Source organism: Xenorhabdus doucetiae, from assembly GCF_000968195.1.
Lineage (GTDB): Bacteria > Pseudomonadota > Gammaproteobacteria > Enterobacterales > Enterobacteriaceae > Xenorhabdus > Xenorhabdus doucetiae.
In genome coordinates, this window is sequence record NZ_FO704550.1 from 1,792,274 (window position 1) to 1,813,901 (window position 21,628).

Annotated in this window: 6 protein-coding genes; all 6 read left to right on the forward strand. The window is 38.1% G+C overall.

Features of this window, described 5'->3' with window-relative positions:
- The first annotated feature begins 14 nt into the window (after positions 1-14).
- The 6 genes from XDD1_RS08280 to XDD1_RS08305 all read left to right on the forward strand — a co-directional run bounded on the left by XDD1_RS08280 (position 15) and on the right by XDD1_RS08305 (position 21,627).
- Positions 15-10,223 (forward strand): type I polyketide synthase, encoded by a 10,209-nt coding sequence (locus tag XDD1_RS08280; RefSeq protein ID WP_231854479.1) that lies wholly within the window; start codon positions 15-17, stop codon positions 10,221-10,223.
- 136 nt (positions 10,224-10,359) lie between these two features.
- Positions 10,360-11,814, forward strand: a complete 1,455-nt coding sequence (locus tag XDD1_RS08285) for a serine hydrolase domain-containing protein (protein ID WP_045970283.1) — start codon at positions 10,360-10,362, stop codon at positions 11,812-11,814.
- 137 nt (positions 11,815-11,951) lie between these two features.
- A complete protein-coding gene (locus XDD1_RS08290; protein ID WP_045970284.1) occupies positions 11,952-17,732 on the forward strand; it encodes a type I polyketide synthase in 5,781 nt (1,926 codons plus the stop codon).
- Between the two features lie 201 nt (positions 17,733-17,933).
- Positions 17,934-18,665 carry a thioesterase II family protein gene (locus tag XDD1_RS08295; RefSeq protein ID WP_045970285.1) on the forward strand — a complete coding sequence of 244 codons (732 nt, stop codon included), beginning with the start codon at positions 17,934-17,936 and terminating at the stop codon, positions 18,663-18,665.
- 8 nt (positions 18,666-18,673) lie between these two features.
- Positions 18,674-18,997 carry a darcynin family protein gene (locus XDD1_RS08300; protein WP_045970286.1) on the forward strand — a complete coding sequence of 108 codons (324 nt, stop codon included), beginning with the start codon at positions 18,674-18,676 and terminating at the stop codon, positions 18,995-18,997.
- 53 nt (positions 18,998-19,050) lie between these two features.
- Positions 19,051-21,627: a non-ribosomal peptide synthetase gene (locus tag XDD1_RS08305; RefSeq protein ID WP_231854480.1), complete on the forward strand. Its 2,577-nt coding sequence runs from the start codon at positions 19,051-19,053 to the stop codon at positions 21,625-21,627.
- The last annotated feature ends 1 nt before the right edge of the window (position 21,628 follow it).

The following is a 21,628-nucleotide window of genomic DNA, read 5'->3' on the forward strand; positions in this document are numbered from 1 at the left end:
TTGCTATAGTTGGAATGGCTGGTCAATTCCCTGGCGCAGACAATGTGCATGATTTTTGGGAAATGCTCTGTGATGGAAAAGAAGGTATTAGCAGATTCGCTCAGGAGATATTAGAGAATAATGGTATATCGTCTGATGAGTATTTAAACGAAAATTATGTTCCTGCCAAAGGTATCATCAACAAACCCTACCATTTTGCGGCTGATTATTTTGCAATTAATCATCCGGATGCAGAAAAAATGGACCCTCAAACCCGTTTGATGATTGAAACCTGCTGGCAGGCACTTAACCATGCCGGTATTGATGTCAAAGATTACCCGGGAGAAATTGGTGTTTATGCAGGGGCAGGTAATCAATGGTCGTGGTTTAAAACATTAAATACTGAATTTAACTCCTCAGCAGAGCAGTTCCATGTTGCAACATTAAATGATTCTGCATTTTGTTCGCGTATTTCCTATTTACTGAATTTACGCGGCCCGTCCGTTACGATACAAACAGCCTGTTCAACCTCATTGGTGGCTGTACATACAGCCTGTCAGGCCCTGCAAGCAGGAGAATGCGATATTGCTTTGGCTGGCGGCGTCAGTGTAACGCATCCACATCAAGCCGGGTATATTTATCAGGAAGGAATGATAAACAGTATCGACGGCAAGACACGGGCATTTGATGAACATGCGGGTGGGACTGTATTCAGTAATGGGGTTGGCGTTGTTACCCTGAAAAGATTGACGGATGCGATTGAAGATAACGATAGAATTTATGCCGTTATTAAAGGCAGTGCCATTAATAATGACGGTAATGACAAAATAAGTTTTACAGCGCCCAGTGCATTAGGGCAAGAAAAGGTTATTCGGGCGGCATTGGATGTCTCGGAAATTGATCCTGCCAGTATTAGTTATATAGAAACGCACGGGACAGGAACGGTACTGGGTGATCCGATTGAAATTGCAGCGTTGGATGCTGTTTTTCATGGACAGCAATCTTGTGCCATTGGCTCGGTTAAATCAAATGTGGGGCACTGTGATACTGCCGCAGGGGTAATATCACTGATAAAACTGTCATTATGTATTTATTTCAAAACATTAGTGCCATCCATTAATTTTGAAAAAGCCAATAAAAAATTGGAACTGGAAAAAACACCTTTTCATGTTAATACGCAAACAAAACTCTGGGTCACAAAAAACAATGCGCCAATCAATGCAGGCGTCAGTGCTTTTGGTGTCGGCGGAACGAATGCGCATCTCGTTCTTCAGGAATTTTCGGGGAAAACGGAACCAATTTTGGCAGAACATCTAAATTATAAAGAACTGCCCAATCGAATTGAGTTTAAGCCTTCAATAAAAAAGGATACGTCTCCTGTCTTCAATGAAGAGCAAGAAGTGGACGTTGATTTCGCGGAAAAAATAGATATCAATTCTATATTAAAAGAAATATTGAGTATTTTAAAAGCGTATTTCACGAATAAAAAAATATCTAAAGACGATAATTTCTTTGATGTCGGTGCCAGCTCTTTAGATATTGTTCAGTTACACGAAAAAATAAATTCGAATTATGCCATTAAATTATCAATTAATGATTTGTATCGTTATACAACCTGTCAGAAACTTTCTGAAAAAGTGTATGATGTCATCAATGAGACACCGCGAAAAACGACACGTAAATTGAAAACGGGGGCAAGTAAAAAAACACCGGTTCGTATAAAAACAGCTCTTCATGACTATCCTGAAAATGCAGTTGCGGTTGTTGGCATAAGTGGCCGTTTCCCCGGAAGTCATAATGTACAGGAATATTGGAAAAATATATTGTCCGGCAAAGAAGGCATCTCTTTCTTTACCGATGATGAATTGATTGATGCCGGAATTCCAGAACATATTTTCAAAAATAAACATTATGTCAGGGCAAAAGGGATTGTTGAAAACGCATTGAATTTTGATAAAACCGCCTTTGGTTACACAATGCGTGAAGCACAATATATGGACCCGCAATTCCGTTTACTTCATGAAATAACATGGGAAGTATTGGATGATGCAGGATATGGTAATCCCAAATATCGCCCTGTAACGGGTTTGTTTGCTTCTTCTGGCTCTAATTATGAATGGTTAGATCGGGTAAAAGAGGAAGTCAAAGATACAACAGAACAGTTCAGCATCGGGCTTTTAAATGACCGTGAATTCCTCACAACCCGAATCGCTTATAAATTAAATCTTACCGGGCCAGCCGTGACCGTCCAGAGTGCCTGTTCCAGCTCTGCACTGGCCATCACACTTGCGTGTCAAAGCTTGCGGGTTAATCAATGTGATTTAGCATTGGCGGGGGGTGTTTCCGTCACCGTTCCGGTGAAAAGTGGCTACATGTATGTCAATGGAATGGTAAATAGTGCAGATGGTCATTGTAAACCATTTTCAGAGAATGCCAGCGGGACGGTTTTCAGTGATGGCATTGGCATGGTTGCCTTAAAAAGATTGGAAGATGCGATTGAAAATAATGATCACATCTATGGTGTGATTGCTGGTTATGGTGTCAACAATGATGGTTATGAAAAAGCAGGTTTTACCGCGCCGAGTGCCAATGGGCAAGCTGCCTGTATTAAACAGTCTCTGGCAATGGCCGGAATCTCTGCCAACGATGTCGGATATTTGGAAGCGCATGGTACAGCGACATTGGTGGGAGATGATATTGAACTGGAGGGTGTCAAAAGCGCTTTAAGCGTAACAGGCGAAGATCCCAGTATTTGTTACATTGGTAGTGTTAAATCAAACCTCGGTCACACCGATAGTGCCGCAGGCGTTGCAGGGTTCATTAAGACATTATTGACAGTGAAACATAAGAAGATCCCGCCAACTTGCCATACTGAAAAAGATGATCATGTGTTGTTGGAAGGGACACGATTCCGTTTAATTAATACCGCAACTGATTGGGGAAATAATAACGATATCAGAACCGCAGGATTGAGTTCATTTGGTATTGGGGGAACAAATGTTCATATAACGATCCAGTCTATCTTAGATCAAATCAGTAGTGAGCGGGATAGTCCAGAACTTATTACACTCTCAAGCAAAAGCAGAGAAGGCTTGATTAAAACGGCAGAAACATTAGGCCATTTTTTAAATGAAGACACGCACACGAACTCGCTTTCTGATATTGCTTACACCCTCCAAATCGGGCGAGGGGAACATGAATATCGCACATCATTTGTTGTAGATAATGTAGAAGAACTTAAAAACGCTTTATTGAATGTCAAAGAGACAAACAAAATCGCCGAAATTTCCTTTGACCAAACACCGGGTATTGTATTTATGTTCCCAGGTCAGGGTGCACAATATATCAATATGGCAAGGGACTTATACAATGAATTGGGGATTTTCAGAAAGCTTCTTGATGAGTGTCATGAATATCTCTTCGAGAGATTCGGCATTAATTTACTTGCATTACTCTATGATGAAAAGAATCAAGACAGTGTAGAAAAACTCCGTAATACGCAATTTACCCAACCCATTATTTTTGCCATCTCTTATTCTCTGGCCAAGAGTCTGGAAGCGTTAGGTGTAGAAGCCAAGGCAATGATTGGCCATAGCATCGGTGAATATGTTGCTGCCGCAATGGCAGGCGTTATGACGTTGGATGAGGCATTGGATCTTGTCGCTGTCAGAGGCCTTATCATGCAGGAATGTGAGCCGGGAGCGATGCTGAGTGTTTCTGCTGGCAGAGAAGAGATTGAACCTTATTTAACAGATGAAGTGACTTTAGCAACGGTGAATTCATCAACTGCTTGCGTTATTGCGGGACCGCAAGCTGAAGTTGAAAAAGTACAGCTTGCGTTGGCGGATAAAAATTACCGTACCCGATTATTGGAAACCTCTCATGCGTTTCACACTTCAATGATGAAACCTGCGGTAGAGAAGTTTAAAGAGGCGTTGAGGCAGATTAAATGGAAAAAGCCCAATAAAGCCTATATATCCAATGTCACCGGTCAATGGATCACGGCAAAACAAGCAAATTCTATTGATTATTGGGTCGCCCATTTGTGTGGAACCGTCGAATTCCACCAAGGTATTATGACTTGTCTGGAGCAGCCTGATCTGAATGCCTTTATCGAAGTCGGGCCCGGCAGAACATTGTCTACTTTTGTTAAGCAAGTTGTTGGAATAAATACCGATATCTCTGTTATTAATGTGATGCGACATCCATTAGAAGAGGAAAATGACAGGGCATATTTATTAAAATTGTTTGGTCAGCTTTGGATGAAGGGCTATGCCATTAATTGGTCAGTCATTTATCAGGATGTCAATCCAAGAAGAGTCAGTCTGCCCGGTTATCAGTTTACCTCAGAAGAAATGGGGCCCGGAAATTCACAGGTCAGTTCAAATCATGCGGAGAAAATATCTGAAACTCGTATACAAAAAAATAATATTTCAGACTGGCTGTATGGTGAAATATGGCAGGATGCGCTCTTACCCGATAAATCGAACCAATCTGAAGTTAAAACGGCCTTATGCTTTGTGCCAAGTATGGAATGGTGCGAACCGCTTAGCCGTCATTTGAATGTTGATGAAAAATCAATAAGGTTTATGTTATCAGGTGATGATTACACTTCTGTGAACAATGTTATTACATTGGCCGCAGGTGAAGTCCGCCATTTTGAAAAGCTCTTCCATGAATTAAAAGAAAATCAGTTACAACCTGATTCGGTCATATTTGCCTGGCCTTTATCCGGTCATCGTGATTTGAAAAACACGTGGTTTTCCGCCATTACATTGCTTCAGGCATGGGCAACGGTAGGAAATATGGGGGATTTCCGTTTATTGCTGGTGAATACAGAGCAGCCTGAATCCGGTATGCTCAAGGGCTTGGTCAAAGTCATTACTCAAGAAGTCAGCAAATGCCATCCCAGATTAGTTCAAATCAATACAACAGAATCGATTGAAAACACCTGTGAGATATTAACTGAAGAACTGTTAGCAACAGACGGGCGTTTTATCGTTTGCCGGACAGATGGACGTTGTTCTGAACAAGTCTATGAACGGCTCAACGTGGAGCCACAGAAAAAGAATTCGCTCCTGAAACAGCAGGGTACCTACCTGATTACCGGCGGACTGGGTGATTTAGGTTTGCTGTTTGCAGAATATCTTTTGAAAGAATATCAGGCAACCGTGATCCTTTCTGGCCGCAGGGAATTACCTGACAGGCATGAGTGGCAACAGGCAACTCAATCAGATTTTTCGACCACCAACCTATTGCAGCAACTGAATAAACTTGCAGATCTTGGCAAAGGTAATGTGGTTTATTATCCGGCTAATGTAGCTGATAAATCTGCCATGCAGCATTTATTGCAGACGATAGACGAGCAACATGGTGTATTGAATGGCATCATCTGTGCCGCGGGTGTGACGGAAGGCGATTCGTTTCAGGGAATTAACAGGATAACGCTGGATGCTTGTTCGCCACAAATAGAAACGAAAGTTGAAGCTTATAAAATTCTGGCAGAATTGACAGAATATCAGCCACTGGATTTTTGTCTGCTTTGTTCTTCAATCGCTTCAATGCTGGGGGGCTTAAGTTTTTCTGCCTATAGCTCCGTCAGTGCATTTGCTGATGAGTTTGCAAGACAACAAAACCAGAAAGGTAAGCCCTGGATTAGCATTAACTGGGATGGATGGGTTTTTGAACGCAATGATTCTGGTGATGCTTTGGGTTCCTCATTGAGCCAGCTTTTAATTGAACCGGATGAGGGCATTCAAATTCTGGAACGTGTTTTACAATCACCATTGCGAGGGCAAATTATTGTTTCCACCGGTGATTTGAATCAACGTTTTGAACAATGGGTCGGTTCTCATTTAAAAACCTTTGATATTAATAAAATCAGTAAATCTCAAAGGAAAACGATTTCTAAAGATCAGATTGTAGAAACTATCCTTTCGGTTTGGAAAAATTTCTTAAAAATCACACAGATTAACAGTGAAGATAACTTCTTCGAATTAGGTGCGAATTCGTTGGATTTGGTTCAAGTTAATAAAAGATTAACTGATGCGTTAGATATTGATATTTCAGTCGTGGATATGTTCAGTTATCCCACCTCAGAGTTATTGGCTGATTATATAACAAGACAATATGGGGTGGTCAGCGCAAATGATACCCAGCATGAACAGCCTGATAATAGTGATGAAAGTGACTATGTAGCAGAATACGTTGTTAAACCGGATACTGTTTTTGATAAACATATTGCGATTGTCGGTATGGCAGGAAAATTCCCGGGCGCTGAAGATATTTATGAGTTTTGGGATAACTTATGCTATGGCAAAGAATCGATTAGCATAATGAGCAAGGAAGAATTAATTGAATCAGGTATTGGTTCAGACTTATTAGATGATCCGAATTATGTTCGTGCCAAAGGTATTATGCCGCATTCAGGTGAATTTGATGCTGAATTCTTTGGTTATACGCCTTATGAAGCACGTCAAATGGACCCACAGGTTCGGGCGATGCACATTTGCAGTTGGCAGGCATTGCAGGATGCGGGGATTTCACCCAAAAACAACAAGCTGAAAATTGGTTTATATACTGCGGCGTCAGGAAATTTGCCGTGGCTGGCACAAGCAATGGCAACGGCAGAAGGCAGTGCCGGTCAATATAGTGCCATGGTCGTGGCAGATAAAGACTATATGTCGACCAGTGTGTCATATAAATTAAATTTATCCGGGCCAAGTATGGTTATCTCAACAGCCTGTTCTTCATCGCTTGTTGCTGTAAACGAAGCGATTAAATCATTGCGTACGGGTGAGTGTGATGTTGCAATGGCTGGTGGTGTTTCAATTACTTTGCCAATTAAAGCCGGATATTTATTTGAAGAAGGCATGATTTATTCTAAAGATGGAAAATGCCGGCCGTTTGATATTCAGGCTAACGGAACGGTATTTAGTGATGGCGTCGGTGTGGTCGTTCTGAAACCACTGAAACAAGCGATAGCAGATAAAGATAATATTTATGCGACCATCATCGGCAGCGCCATTAACAATGATGGTGGTATGAAAGTAGGTTACACCGCCCCCAGTACAAAAGGTCAGGTTGACGTTATTCAGGCAGCATTACGGGATGCAAATGTTTCATCAGAATCCATTAATTTTGTAGAAACACATGGCACGGGAACGAATTTGGGTGATCCGATTGAATTTAATGCCCTGAAACAAGCTTTTTCAACGGATAAAAAGAATTATTGCAAAATCGGCAGTGTGAAGTCGAATATTGGTCATCTCAATTTCGCTTCTGGTGTCACCGGGCTAATAAAAGCGGCATTATCCATCAAGAATAAGGTATTGCCGCCAACGATACATTTTGCCCGTCCTAATAAAGAAATGGATATTGCCAATAGTCCATTTATGGTGAATAACCAATATACGGAGCTGTATAACAGTAAGCATCCGATTAGGGCCGGTGTCAGTTCCTTTGGTCTTGGCGGCACAAATGTACATCTTGTGCTGGAAGAGTATCGGGCGGACCAAAATAAATTATCCGGACAAAATACAAATAATCGATTGCCATTGATCCTATCGGCACCGGATGAAAAATCATTGCAGTCTTATAAAAAACAGCTAATGCAGGTTATTCAGAGTGATAACCAAAAGCTGAGTATCAGTGATTTCACTTACAGTCTGATGCAAAGAGAGACAATGGCATCACAATTTATTGCTGTAGTGAATAATCGTGATGAATTGATTAATGCGCTCTCTTCAACAGAAAAAGACAATATTAATCTATTACATGGCATTAAGCGGAAAGTGGTGTTTTTGTTTCCTGGTCAAGGTTCCCAATATATCGCTATGGGACAAGACCTTTACAAGCATAACGCATTATTCAGACAGTGGTGTGATAAAGGGTTTGTGATTGCGAAAGAGTATTGCACAACGGATTTGAAGGCGTTGCTGATTAATGGTTCTCAAGAACATCTTATTTATGAGACTGAATTTGTTCAGCCATTGTTGTTTATTATTGAGTATGCTTTGGCACAGGTTCTGAAATCTTATGACATTATCCCTCATGCAATGATAGGTCATAGTCTGGGAGAATATGTAGCAGCGACACTTGCTGGTGTATTCTCATATGAAGATGCGATTAAAATTATCTGCATTCGGGGCAGATATATGCAATCGACAGAAGCTGCGGCTATGCTCTCTGTCATGGCTTCTTCAGATAAAGTGAAGGAAATATTACCGGAACATCTTGATATTGCTTTAGATAACAGCAGTGAACTTTGTGTTGTTGCCGGAGCAGATGAGGAAATGACTCAATTTGAAGAAATCTGCCACACAGAATCGATAAAAACAAAACGTCTGGAAATCAAAAGAGCTTTCCATACGCGTTATATGGACCCTATTCTGGAAGAATATGGTCAGGCTCTTAAAAACATCACACTCAATAAACCTCAAATCGATTTTATATCGAATATGACAGGCGAATGGGTTGATAACAAACATGTGACAGAAAGTGATTATTGGGTTAATCATATTCGTCAGCCTGTCCGCTTCAGACAATCTATTGCGACAGCCTTAGAAAATGAACATTGTTTGTTTATAGAAGTGGGGCCAGGTCGTGGGCTTTCGACGTTAGTTCAAAATCATTCAGACTATAATACCAACCACGCTTGTCTCTCGTGGCAGGGCCATAAAACCAAAGGGATGAGTCTCCATAATGAGCTGATAGAAAAATTAGCCATGATCTCTTTATATGGTATTCGTGTTAATTGGCAGCAGGAGATAAATGAGCAGAAACCTGAATTAATTCATCTGCCACCGACACCAATACGCGGAAAAGAGTATCCGACTGATATTAAAAGATTACAGGCCTTATTTTCTGGTAACTCACCGAGCGTCGTCGAAGAAACTGAAAAAGAGGAAAAAATAAATACCAGCCTGATCAATCAGGTAAGAGAACAGGATAGTGCTATTGATCAATTAGGCGCTATTTGGAAGCTCATTTTGGGTATTGATAAAGTCGAAAACAGTGATGATTTTATTTCTCTGGGCGGCAGTTCTCTTTCAGCAGTACAGGTGATTGCAAAAGCGAAGGAGATAAACTTACCGATTAACATCAATATGTTGTTGTCGGGTAAAACACTGCTTGAAATAAATCAATTATTGGGTCATGAGAATAACACTGAATCTAAGGCTAAGCGTTGGACATTCAATGAAAAATTTTCGCCCGAATTATATCCAGAGTATGCTAGCTGCTTGTATTCGGCCGTCAGAGAAAAATTGAAACATGAACACCAATTAGACTGTAGTGATGCGCTTATGCTGGTTTCAGACGGTAGCCCATTACTCGGCATCGTATTACAACAGCGTGAAAATGAAACTAAATTATCTCATCAGGAGGTTAACTTTGGCAGTATTCTTGGCTGGCCTGCATTAGACGAGAATTACTCCTTCTCTTATGCCAAGAAATTCTTTGATGATTATGAATCCTATCGCAATTACTGTGAAAAAGAATTATCTCTTGGGCATGTCGTCATTGTAACAGGAAGTGATTACTATTTACCTTTCTCACCTTCATACGGTTTATCAGAAGCAGAATACATAGAAAGGCCGTTATTCCAGGATATCGTTTTGGATGATGAGGTCATTCCACACGCGTTTGTATTGGTTGGAAAGACAGATTTGGGTTATCAAGTCTACGACGGCAGCTTCCAATATTTTGGAGAAATTACTGAACAGGAATTTGAAAAAACGGTGATTGGATTCAGGGGGTTAGATTTCATGCAGTCACATGAAGTCTTTAAGAAATCCCGCCCCTATTTGGTGATTACCGTAAATTGTGATGGTGATTTTCCTGATAGCGAAGAACAACAAAAAATTATTTTAAAGAACCTGATTAATGATTTTAGAAAAGAAGAAGAGATAAAATATCATGAAAATGAATTTTCTTGTTATATAGGATTGGCAGCAATCGAAAAACTCATTGAAATTCCGGCGTTATTAACGAATAGTTCAATGACTGATTTGGAAGAAATATTTGTACGTTGGCGTGATCAAATCTCTTCATTAAAGAGATTCCTGATTATTGCTAAGTCAGCAAGTGCTATTCAACTTGAAAGTTCATTCTCTTTCATCCAAGAAAAGATGGAAGATCTGATAGTATCGTGTAAAGATCATGATAATGATGGGAATAGAGTCGATTGCCTAATCCAACTTAAGTCTGAATTGGATTCTGTGATTAATGTTATTTCCGAATAGAATAATCTTCCTGAAATTTTAACTTTCAGGTTTTATTTTCGCTCAATAAATTCATTCCAGTCATATAGCCAATAACTATGTGACTGTGAATGAATGCGCAATAAATTTCATCATTGAATATTAGGAGTGTTATTGGATGAAAATCAGATTGCTTCTTGCTTTTTTTAGTCTCTTATTTATGTCAATGTCTTTTGCTCAAAATGAATCAACTGACCCTGCGGAACTAAAGGAACAACTGCTTGAATATATGGATGTCGGTAAAATACCTGGGTTATCATTGATGTTTATTGATAAACAAAATCAAATCCATTTGATAACTTTAGGAAAACAAAATGAAAACCCCGGAGAAAACGTTAAACCGGAAACAATATTTGAATTAGGTTCGACAAGTAAGGCATTTACTGGGTTAATAGCAGCAAAACTCCTTGAAGAGGGAAAAATAAAACCAGATACAACCGTTTCTTCTATCTTGCCAGAACTCTCATTCTATTATGAAGATAAACCTGTAGAAGTGAGTTTTATCCAACTGTTACATCATTCATCAGGTGTTCCGTTTTCAAGTGTTGATTTTATTTATGGTGGTTATAGTGGTGATTCATTAGCGCAGATGATAAAGAATATTGGGCGGATAAATCTTGAGGATAGCCCTGATACACGTTATTCCTATGCAACCATTAATTATGATATTGCAGCCAGGATGATGGAAGTTATTACACAACAACCTTATTCTGAGCTATTGCAGGATTACGTGTTAACACCGCTGAAAATGAGTGACACTTCCATTGATTCTGTGGTCAGCAATAAAGCAACAGGATATCAGATAAGTTATCTTGCACCCAGACCCTATGATGCCCCTTTTTTCATTTCTAATACTCCCGCCGGATATATTCAGACAAATGCGATAGATATGGAAAAATGGCTACGCTTTCTTATTGAAGATAATGATTCGCTGTTAAGTCAATATAAGAAACGGATGCTCGAGCCTAACACTAAATTATCGACCAATGAGGGAGAAAATGTGCATTATGCACTAGGATGGTCGATAAATAATGATAAGATCTATCATACCGGAATGAATCCGAATTTCTCCAGTTTTGTCGGTTTTAATACTCAATCTCATGTCGCTGTTGTGGTAATGGCGAATGTTAATAGTAATGTGCCGTTTACTATTGGCGAACAAATTCTGCAACAACTTTCATCAGGTAATGGCACAATAAAATTAAAATCTGCCAATGATATTGAGTTGTTTGATACCTTTGACAGACTATTTTTAATAGCCAGTGCCTTCCTTTCCCTGTTTTCAATATGGGTTGCATTTAGAATCTATCGGAATGTTGTGAATAAAAACAGGCAGCCTCTTTCTGCGATAAAGAAATTCACTGTGATCATTTTGGTCTTTTTCTGTTTATCCTTAATGTTTTTATGCTTTTTCTTTCCTTCCATTTTATTGAATATGTCTTGGAATTCATTGATTATCTGGATGCCAATGAGTTTCATATTGATGTTAACGTTGTTAATATCAACGTTAGTCATGAGTCTGATTAATCTGCTTGTTATATTTTTTAAACATATATCTTATGCCAAAAACTAGTGTCATTCTCTGTGGAAACGTTTTTAATACGATATATGTATTTTGACAAACTGTTCCAAGAATGTCTTTATCTCCGATAAAATATTAAATTAGACTTTGGTTATTTAACTTATCGATATAAATTAGGTTATTAATATATGACGAATTCATTTGATATAGCCATAGTTGGAATGGCTTGTAATTTTCCTGATGCGACAACACCACAAATGTTTTGGCAAAACCTGATTTCAGGAAAAGAAAGTATAAGAAAATTTACGCATGAAGAATTAATTAAGAGTGGTTACAAAGAGGAAGAGATCAATGATCCTAACTTTGTACCCGCTAAAGCCATACTCAAAGATTACAAGTCTTTTGATAATAACGTCTTTGGTTATCTCAAAGATGAAGTTGATAAAATGGACCCCCAATGTCGATTATTGCATGAGTGCTGTTGGCATGCCTTAGAAGATGCGGCTTATGTCCCCGGTGAAATGCGGGACAGGGTCGGTTTGTTCGCCGGTACATCGTTCAATTTACCGTGGATTTCTAATCAGTTAAAACAGAAGCTGACTCCGGCTGAAATATTTGATGTTGTCAACTGGAGTCTTCCGGAATCTGTTATTACCCGGATAGCCTATAGATTGGGCCTGAATGGGCCTGTCATGTCCGTCCACACGGCATGTTCAACCTCTCTGGTTGCCATCCATACTGCCTGCCAGTCAATATTAAGTGGCGATTGCGATCTCGCTTTGGCGGGAGGCGTTTCCATTTCACTGCCTCAGGAATCTGGTTATACATACCAGAAGGGAATGATTCGTTCAGCGGATGGTCACTGCCGGCCATTTGACGCAGATTCAGGGGGGACCGTGGGCGGCAACGGAGTCGGGATTTTGCTGCTAAAACTACTTGATTGCGCTTTAGAGGATAATGATCACATCCATGCGATTATAAAAGGCATATCAGTCAATAATGACGGGCAACGTAAAGTCGGCTTCACGGCACCAAGCATTGAGGGGCAAATCGAGGTTATTTCCAATGCACAGATGTTGGCTGGCGTTGAACCGGAAGATATCAGTTACATAGAATGTCATGGGACAGCGACTGAAATAGGTGATCCGATTGAAGTCACCGCGTTGGCTCGTGTATTCCAACATTCTCAGCATACTTGTTGGTTAGGTGCGGTAAAAAGCAATATCGGTCATTTAGACGAAGCCGCGGGGATTGCCGGCGTTATTAAAACTGTTATGTCATTGAAGAATAAACAATTAGCGCCTACTCTGCATTATAAAAAGCCGAATGATAAATTATATTTAGATGAAACACCGTTTAAAGTGGTGGATTGTCCGATGGAATGGACAGTTCCTGAAGGTAAAAAGAGAATGGCCGGGGTCAGTTCGTTTGGTATTGGTGGAACGAATGCACATATTGTGCTGGCTGAAACAGACAGGCAAGAAAATATCCCGGATGATGAATCTCCCAATGTATTCTTAATCTCAGCCGAAACACCTGAAGCTTTGCAAAATAATCAACAGAATTTGCTTAACGTACTTAAAGATTCGAAATCGTACCGTTTAAATGATGTTGCCTATGTTTTGCAGGAAGGAAGAAAACATCTCCGCTACCGTAAAGCATTTATGGGTTCAACATACCAAGAACTCTGTTCGGCGCTGGAAAGGGCAACAACCAATCCGGCAAAAGCAAAAGATGCAGAGCAGAGTATCGTATTTATGTTCCCGGGTCAGGGAGCACAATATACAAATATGGCATTATCACTTTATGAAAACCATTCATTATTCCGCTCTATGGTGGATTCATGTTTACTTTTAGCTTCAGAGTATCTTGGTGAATCTCTCCGGGATAAGTGGTTTGAGAATGGCAACAGTGATTATCTTAGTCAGACACAATATGCGCAGCCCGCCATTTTTATTATCGAATATGCGCTTTCTCATTGCTTGATTGATAATGGAATAAAACCTTCTGTTCTTATTGGTTATAGCTTTGGGGAATTGGTTGCGGCAACAATTGCTGAAGTTTTCACTCTAGAAGATGCGTTAAAATTTGTCGTAAGACGCGGACAGCTTATGCAAAGTCTGCCTGCTGGTGCAATGCTGAGTATCCCGTTACCTGCATCAGAAGTATTGCCGCTTTGCCCTGAGCACATTGTTATTGCGATAGATAATAAAGATTCTTGTGTCGTTTCATCTGATGAAAAATCCATTGAAGAATTTTCTCAGATATTAAAGAAAAAACGTATTTTGACGACACCCATAAAATCTAAACATGCTGCCCATTCCCCTGTAATGGCTGAAATAAATAAAGAATTGTTGCAAATGCTTTCTGGTTTTACGTTAAGTTCCCCGAAAACAGCCATTATGTCGTCTGTGACCGGTAAAATTTTGTCTGAGACAGAGGTAAAATCAATTCAATATTGGGCTGAACAAGCAGAAAGGACAGTGTGTTTTGTTCAGGGAATCGAAAATATACTCAATAGTAGTAAACATTATGTATTGCTTGAAGTCGGCGTGGGAAGAGACCTTGTTAATTTAGTTCGACGATATACCTTACCGGAAGATGCTCAAGCCATTATTCAATTGCTGCCGGAAGATAATAAAGCCGCAACCCAGCCTTATTTGTTCTGGTCTGGTTTAGGTAAAATATGGCAACAAGGCATTAAAATCCACTGGGACAAAGTACGTCCATCGTCAGATTGTAAACGTATTTCACTGCCAGGTTACGCGTTTGACAGAAGTATTTACTGGCCTGAAAATGCCAATTTCTTACATCTGTTTTCTGGTAATGAAAGTATCGAAACGAGTCAGACTCCTATTCTCAAAAATGAGAATATGTCGGATTGGTTTTATCAATCTGTTTGGCAGCAAGATATTCTGAAACATTCGAAGCAAAATAAGCATGCTAAGACAGCACTTTTATTCCGGTTGGGAGAGTGTTCTGAGCAAAGCACTCTCTATAAACAGGAATTAAATAATCATTATCATAAAATTATTCAGGTTAACATTGGTTCAAAATGCGAATTTGAGATTGGAATACCCAGTACCCTTCGTGCTCTTCACGTGGAAGATTATGAAAATTTATTCAGGTTTCTTAATAAGAATGAAGTTCCTATTGAAGAGATTATCATTGATTGCACAGGGGGAAACCTGGCAGTTAATGAACAATTGGCCTCGGCTCTCTATTTAATTAAATCACACCGTGCATTTTGCAATGTCAATAAACTCACGGATATTACCTTACTTGTTCAGAACGCACGTGAAGTTTGCAATGAGCCTGATATTGATCCACGTGCCGCCGCGATGTTGGCTATCAGCACGGTCATTCGACAAGAGTTTCACGAAGTGAATTGCCGCGCGATAGACGTTGGTAATCCTGATGATTGCTCTGCTGAGATATTAATACGCGAAATAGAAGCAGGTGGAAATAAAACAGTTATCTATAGAAACAATCGAAGATGGACTGAAGCATTTTTATCCTATAGTCCTTTTGTGAAAGATAACATTTCTTGTTTAAAAAAAGAGGGTGTGTATTTACTCATTGGTGGGCGAGGGTTTATCGGCCACACATTCTCTCAATATCTTGCAACAGAATATCATGCTCACTTGGTTATTTCTTCACGATCTAAACATGAATATGCAGGTGATCAGAAATGGCAATCAGTAGCAGAAGCCTCCGCTAACTTAGAATTTATTCAGGTTAATGCAAGCGATCGTGTCGCAATGGAGAAACTTATCAATGATATGGTTGCTAAATATGGTCGCATTGATGGTGTATTCTATTTGGCGGGATTAACCGATGACGCTTCGTTTAGATCGATCAGTGAAACAGAAATGGAATATATTGATAGCCACCTTGTGCCCAAGCAAAAAGGGATAATGGTATTAGAACAGGTTTTGGAACCCGTTGATTATGATTTTTGTTTAGTTATTTCTTCTTTAGCTCCGATTCTCGGTGGTGTGGGATTTTATGCCTATGCAGCAGCCAGTGCCTATTTAGATGCGTTTGTATCGCAACATAACCGGAAGAATCCGAAAACCTGGACATTAATTAACTGGGATGGCTGGGAATTAGCTGAAAAAGATAAAATTAACGAAAAAGTGGGAAGCAGCTTATCACACTTGCTTGTGACGAGAAATGAAGGCACTTTTTTATTGGAAGATGTACTCAAATATCAGGAAAGACAGGCTGTTGTCATTTCGACTGCGGATATCAATGCACGTATTGCTCAATGGTCAGCACCTTCTATCCATGATAATGAAGCAGAGACTCAGTATGAGGATTATTCAGTCAGGCCTGATTTAGACGTTGAGTATATTTTACCAAATAGTGAAATTGAAGAGAAATTAATCTCAATCTGGCAAGATTTCTTAAGAATTAAACCTATTGGTTTAAAAGATGATTTCTTTGAACTGGGCGGTAATTCACTTAAAGCAATAACATTATTATCACGAATTCATAAAAACTGTAAAATAGATGTATCATTAACGTATTTCTTTAAAAATCCGACGATCGAAGATATTGTCATATTATGTGGCTCTCAGTCGGAATCAGAGTATCAGATGATATTGCCGGCAGAGGTTCAAGATAATTATCCATTATCTTCCGGCCAGCGGAGACTTTATTTACAACAGATATTTGATAAAAACTCTGTCGCTTATAACGAAACAGCAGTGTTTAATATTATCGGAAATTTAGATAAAGAGAAATTTAACAAAACACTTCAATTATTATTTAAACGACACGATTCACTGAGAATGTCATTCATTTTATGTGATGGAGAGCCGAGACAAAAATGTAACAATGATATTGAGTTAAACATCGATTATTTAAAATTCGATTCATCCGATATGAGTGATGATGAAATAAAAGTTAAAGTTAATAGTTTGATTAGACCGTTTAATTTAAACAAGCCGCCACTGATTAGAGTTACCCTGCTTGAGATAAGAGAAGAACAATATATATTTTTCTTGGATTTACATCATATTATTTCAGATGGGCTTTCTCAAGATATCTTTGTCAGGGATTTTTTAAGTCTTTATCAAGATGAAGAACTCAAGCCTTTAGAAATACAATATAAAGACTATACAGTCTGGCAACAAAAAATGTTAAATGATAACCGTATATTGAAGCAGAAAGAGTTTTGGTTATCAAATTTAAAAGATTTGCCTGAATTTAAATTACCAACAGATTATGTCCGGACAAATGAAGTAGGTAACACAGGTGGCTGGATAAGCTTTGTTATTGACAAAGAATTGAGTGATCAACTTGATGCTTTGGCAGAACAAGAGAATATTACAAAATTCATGCTGTTCATTTCATCTTACGCTCTTTTGTTGAAAGATATCTCTGGGCAAGATGAATTTGCAGTCGGTACCCCAATATTGGGTCGGCCACAAAGTGAACTGCAAGATATTATTGGTATGTTTGTTAATTTGCTGCCGATCACCTTTAAATGTGAAAGTGAATTATCATTTAATCATTTTGTTAAAAATGTTGCTGAAACAACAATAACATCATTTGAAAATGCTAATTTTCAGTTTGAGGATATGGTAAAAGAGCTGAATATCAAACCACGGTTAAATAGAACGCCGATCTTCGATACAGTATTTTCCTATATGAATATTGGTATGGCTGATTTTATATTGCCTGAAGTTAAATTCTCTCGTTATGATATTAATCAGAAAAATACCCGTTTTGATATCACATTCTTTGTTAAGGAAAATCATGAAGGTTATGAGTTCAATATTGAGTACAAAAAGAATTTATTTAAAGAGGAAACAATAAATTATTTTAAACAGAGATATTTAACATTGTTAAATAGTATTGTTGCCCGTCCTGATACAGCAATTAAACAAATATTGAGTATGGATAATGAAGGAAGTCATAGTGAAATAGCAGAAGATGATTTATTTGACTTTAATTTCTAATTGTCGTTGTTTCTTCATGAAAATTAATTTCACTATGTAGGTTAGCAGTAAAAATAAAACCCCATAATTATATACCCGATGGATTTCGAGTTGCCGCTAACGCAGCGGCAACTCGAAAAACAAAGGATATAGATGATTATTAATCTTGGGTAATAGCCACTGCAATCAAGTTGAAATATTCGAATAGTACGGATTGTTAATATGTTAGATAAGATTAATTTAAATAAGCCTGTCAATGCGAGATTGAGATTATATCTTTTTCATCACGCAGGTGGATCTCATATGTTTTATCGGGCATGGCAACGCGAATTGCCAGACTGGATAGAGTTCATTGCAATAGAGCTTCCTGGCAGGGGATTAAGTTTTGGTAAAACGTGTCTGGAATCTATAGAGGAAATTATAGATAAATTATTGCCTGCGATTAAAACCGATAAACCCTTCGCATTTTTTGGTCACAGTATGGGGGCATTAATTGCTTATGAGTTGACATTGAAATTACAAACACATGGTGTTCATCCATTGTGGATTGGGTTATCTTCCTTTAAACCAGCGCATATAAAGAAAAAAGAATCAGTCAAACGTTATATGATGGAAGATAAACCGTTTTTAGATTATCTTAAAACACTGGGTGATACCAGTGAACTAATTGAAGATAAACATGCGTTACAGATAATGCTTACGATAATTAGAAAGGATTTTAAAGTTATTGATAATTGTGTAATGAGCGAATCACAAATCGATAATAAAACAGCGGTGAGTCTTTTTTATGCTAAAGATGATCCAGAAGTTACCTATGAAATGATAAAAGAATGGTCGAGATATATTTTAGGTCAATGCACAATTTATGGATTTCAGGGTGGGCATTTTTATTTGCAGAAATACAAAAATGATGTCATCAAGAAAATTGAATCTGAAATAAATGAAATTATATAGGAAATAAAATGAAATATGTCATTATTTGGACACTGGTTTTTCATGATAAATGGAATGCTTTGACGCGAAATGAACGGAAGAAATTGCAAAATACATCGTTGCCTGAAATATTGGAAAAGTACCACTCTTCCATTAGCTTAAGAACCATCGATACAGAAGGGTTTACGGCCGAGTTTCAAGATTTTGTTATTATAGAAACGGAAAATTTAAGTGATTATTACTGTATGTTACAGGACATGAGAAACACCCTTGTTTTCTCTGAAAAATATTTATCTATATCTAAGGTTTTCATGGGAATTGAAAATGCCCATGAGATTTATGACGATAATTAATTTTAGTCAGTCTCATTGATAGAGTGACTAAAATTAAACGATAGGGTGTTTATATGATGAATATAAAAGATGAATTAAATACAAATATTGATAAAGTCTATTTCTGGAAGAAAGTGATTAATGAATATGAACCATCAGGGTTTGAAAAATCGTTGATATCCAATAATGATGGTGTGAATATACAAAATATATCATTTTCACGTGAAGTATCAAATAATCTCTTGTTTATGGCGAATAGTTCAGATAAACGATTAAGTCTTTTGCTTTTATCGTTGTTCGGATTTGCCGAGTCAATTATGCAGAGAAGTAAGAACTCTTTAATTTTAACCACAAATTACATAGATAATGATGAGTTCCCAAAAATACTGTGTGTTCCTGCAAAGTATGAACCTGATCAAACTTTGGTCGGGCTTATAAAAACAGTATCTAAAAGTACACATGATTTATTGCAGTATAAATTGGATTCCTTTCAGGATGTTTGTGATCAACCTAAGTTTTTTACATCTTGTATTTTATTGAAAAACTGTCAGGCAGTGAATAAAGAAATTTATGATTTATCTGTTTCTCAATTACTTTTTGAGCATGATAGCGAAATAATCAGTTGTGAAATTCATTCTCCTTATTCTGTGAATTATTATAATGAACTGATTAAAATGGTAGAGTTATTAGTACAGCAGGTTCGTTCTGAAGAAACGCTCAGTACCCTTAAATTATCTGAGAGTTCGGGTCAATATACCGATCCATTGTCATCTAAGATTGAACGTCATTTTACTATTCACTCTTTATTTGCGGAAAAAGCAAAAATACATCCTTTGCGTATCGCAGTAACGGATGAAAATTCTTCTCTTAATTACATTGAGTTAGATAAATTAAGTTCATTTTTTGCATCTAAGTTGTTAAGTCAGGGTATTAAACAATATGATGCTGTCGGTATTCATATGAACCGTTCATGTACAGCGATTGTCGCTATGTTGGCGGTTCTGAAAATAGGCGCTAAATATTGCCCGTTTGATATCAATTGGCCGATAGAACGGAAGAAATATGTCAAAGACACTTCTGCCATTAAGTATTTAATTGTTTCCGATGAAACGGCTTGTGAGCTTGAAAATTGCCAAAATATTGTTTATGCACCACTTGAGATTAATACTGATATTGATGCCGACGAGAAATTTCATATAACGTCTGAAGATTCGGCTTATATTATTTTCACTTCAGGTTCAACAGGAGCACCGAAAGGTGTAGAAGTTTCCCACTCTGCTGTAATCAATCTGGTTTTAGGGCTACATGATCGGGTTTATCAGCATTATCAAGATCAGGCTCCTCTTAATGTCGCCATGATGTCTGCATTGAGCTTCGATGCCTCAGTACAACAGTTATATCCTGCATTGTTACTCGGTCATACCCTCCATATAGTACCGGAATCAGTTAGGATAGATGGAAAAAGTGTCGTTGAGTTTTGGCGTAAGAGTACTATCCATATTGCCGATTGTACTCCGACACATTTGCGTATGATCCACACACAATTTGCTGAAAATTCCATTCATTTTACCGTGAATCATCTGATGATTGGTGGCGAATTGTTGGAAAAACACAACTGGCATAACTTTGCTAAATGCTGGGCGTCGGTTCCTAATGCCTCTAATGCTTATGGCCCTACAGAATGTTGTGTTCAGTCTTCTTCTTTTGAATTTAACGAGAATAGTGATATTCAAACAGCCACGATCCCGATAGGTTTTCCTATGCCGGGAGAAGAGATTATATTGATTGACGACTTTTTAAGACAGTTACCTCAAGGTGCCGTCGGTGAGATTGCCATTGCTGGAAATGGTCTTGCAAAAGGTTATATCAATAATCCATCGTTAACGGCCGAAAAATTTATTATCATTGATGGTAAAAGATATTATAGGACAGGTGATCTCTCCCAATACTCTGGCGAAAATGGTTTAATCTATCTTGGCCGGTCCGATAGTCAGGTTAAAATTAATGGTTATCGTATTGAATTAGGCGAGATAGAAGTCATTACGCAAAAATCAGTGTATGAGCAAATGAATGAATCTGAACTGAGTTCAGAGGCCGTATGTGATGTTTTTGTCATGGTTAACTCTCAAGATTTAGACAATAAAATTTTGGTCGCTTATATCTATACTCATATTGAATTTGATCAGGAAATTTTGAAAAGTGCATTGGTTAAACACTTGCCAAGTTACATGATCCCCCACTATTTCATTAAGGTTGAAGAATTTCCACAAAACAATAGCGGTAAAATCGATGTGACAAAATTACCTGATCCCAGAAGTATGGTAAGAAGTAGTGAATTGAAACCTTGTAGCAGTGAGGTTGAAGTAAATATATTATCTTTATGGGCTGATGTTTTAAAAATAAATAAAGAAAATATCAGTGTATATGATAATTTCTTTGATTTGGGTGGTTCTTCATACACATTATTACAACTTAGTATTAAATTAAATGAGTTCTTTAATAAAGAAATTGAGGTTGTTGACTTATTCCAATATACAACAATAGAGCAACAAGCCAATTTCATAGAATCTCATGGGAAGATAGAAGAGAATAATTTATTTTATAATAATCAACTGGAACAATTTGATAAGGTGTTAGGGATGTTTAATTAGT

What these genes read in the sequence shown, in the direction of transcription:
- XDD1_RS08280 (WP_231854479.1), top strand. Translation starts at nt 15, where the DNA reads ATGGCTGGTCAATTCCCTGGCGCAGACAATGTGCATGATTTTTGGGAA.
- XDD1_RS08295 (WP_045970285.1), top strand. Translation starts at nt 17,934, where the DNA reads ATGTTAGATAAGATTAATTTAAATAAGCCTGTCAATGCGAGATTGAGA.
- XDD1_RS08305 (WP_231854480.1), top strand. Translation starts at nt 19,051, where the DNA reads ATGATGAATATAAAAGATGAATTAAATACAAATATTGATAAAGTCTAT.
- XDD1_RS08285 (WP_045970283.1), top strand. Translation starts at nt 10,360, where the DNA reads ATGAAAATCAGATTGCTTCTTGCTTTTTTTAGTCTCTTATTTATGTCA.
- XDD1_RS08300 (WP_045970286.1), top strand. Translation starts at nt 18,674, where the DNA reads ATGAAATATGTCATTATTTGGACACTGGTTTTTCATGATAAATGGAAT.
- XDD1_RS08290 (WP_045970284.1), top strand. Translation starts at nt 11,952, where the DNA reads ATGACGAATTCATTTGATATAGCCATAGTTGGAATGGCTTGTAATTTT.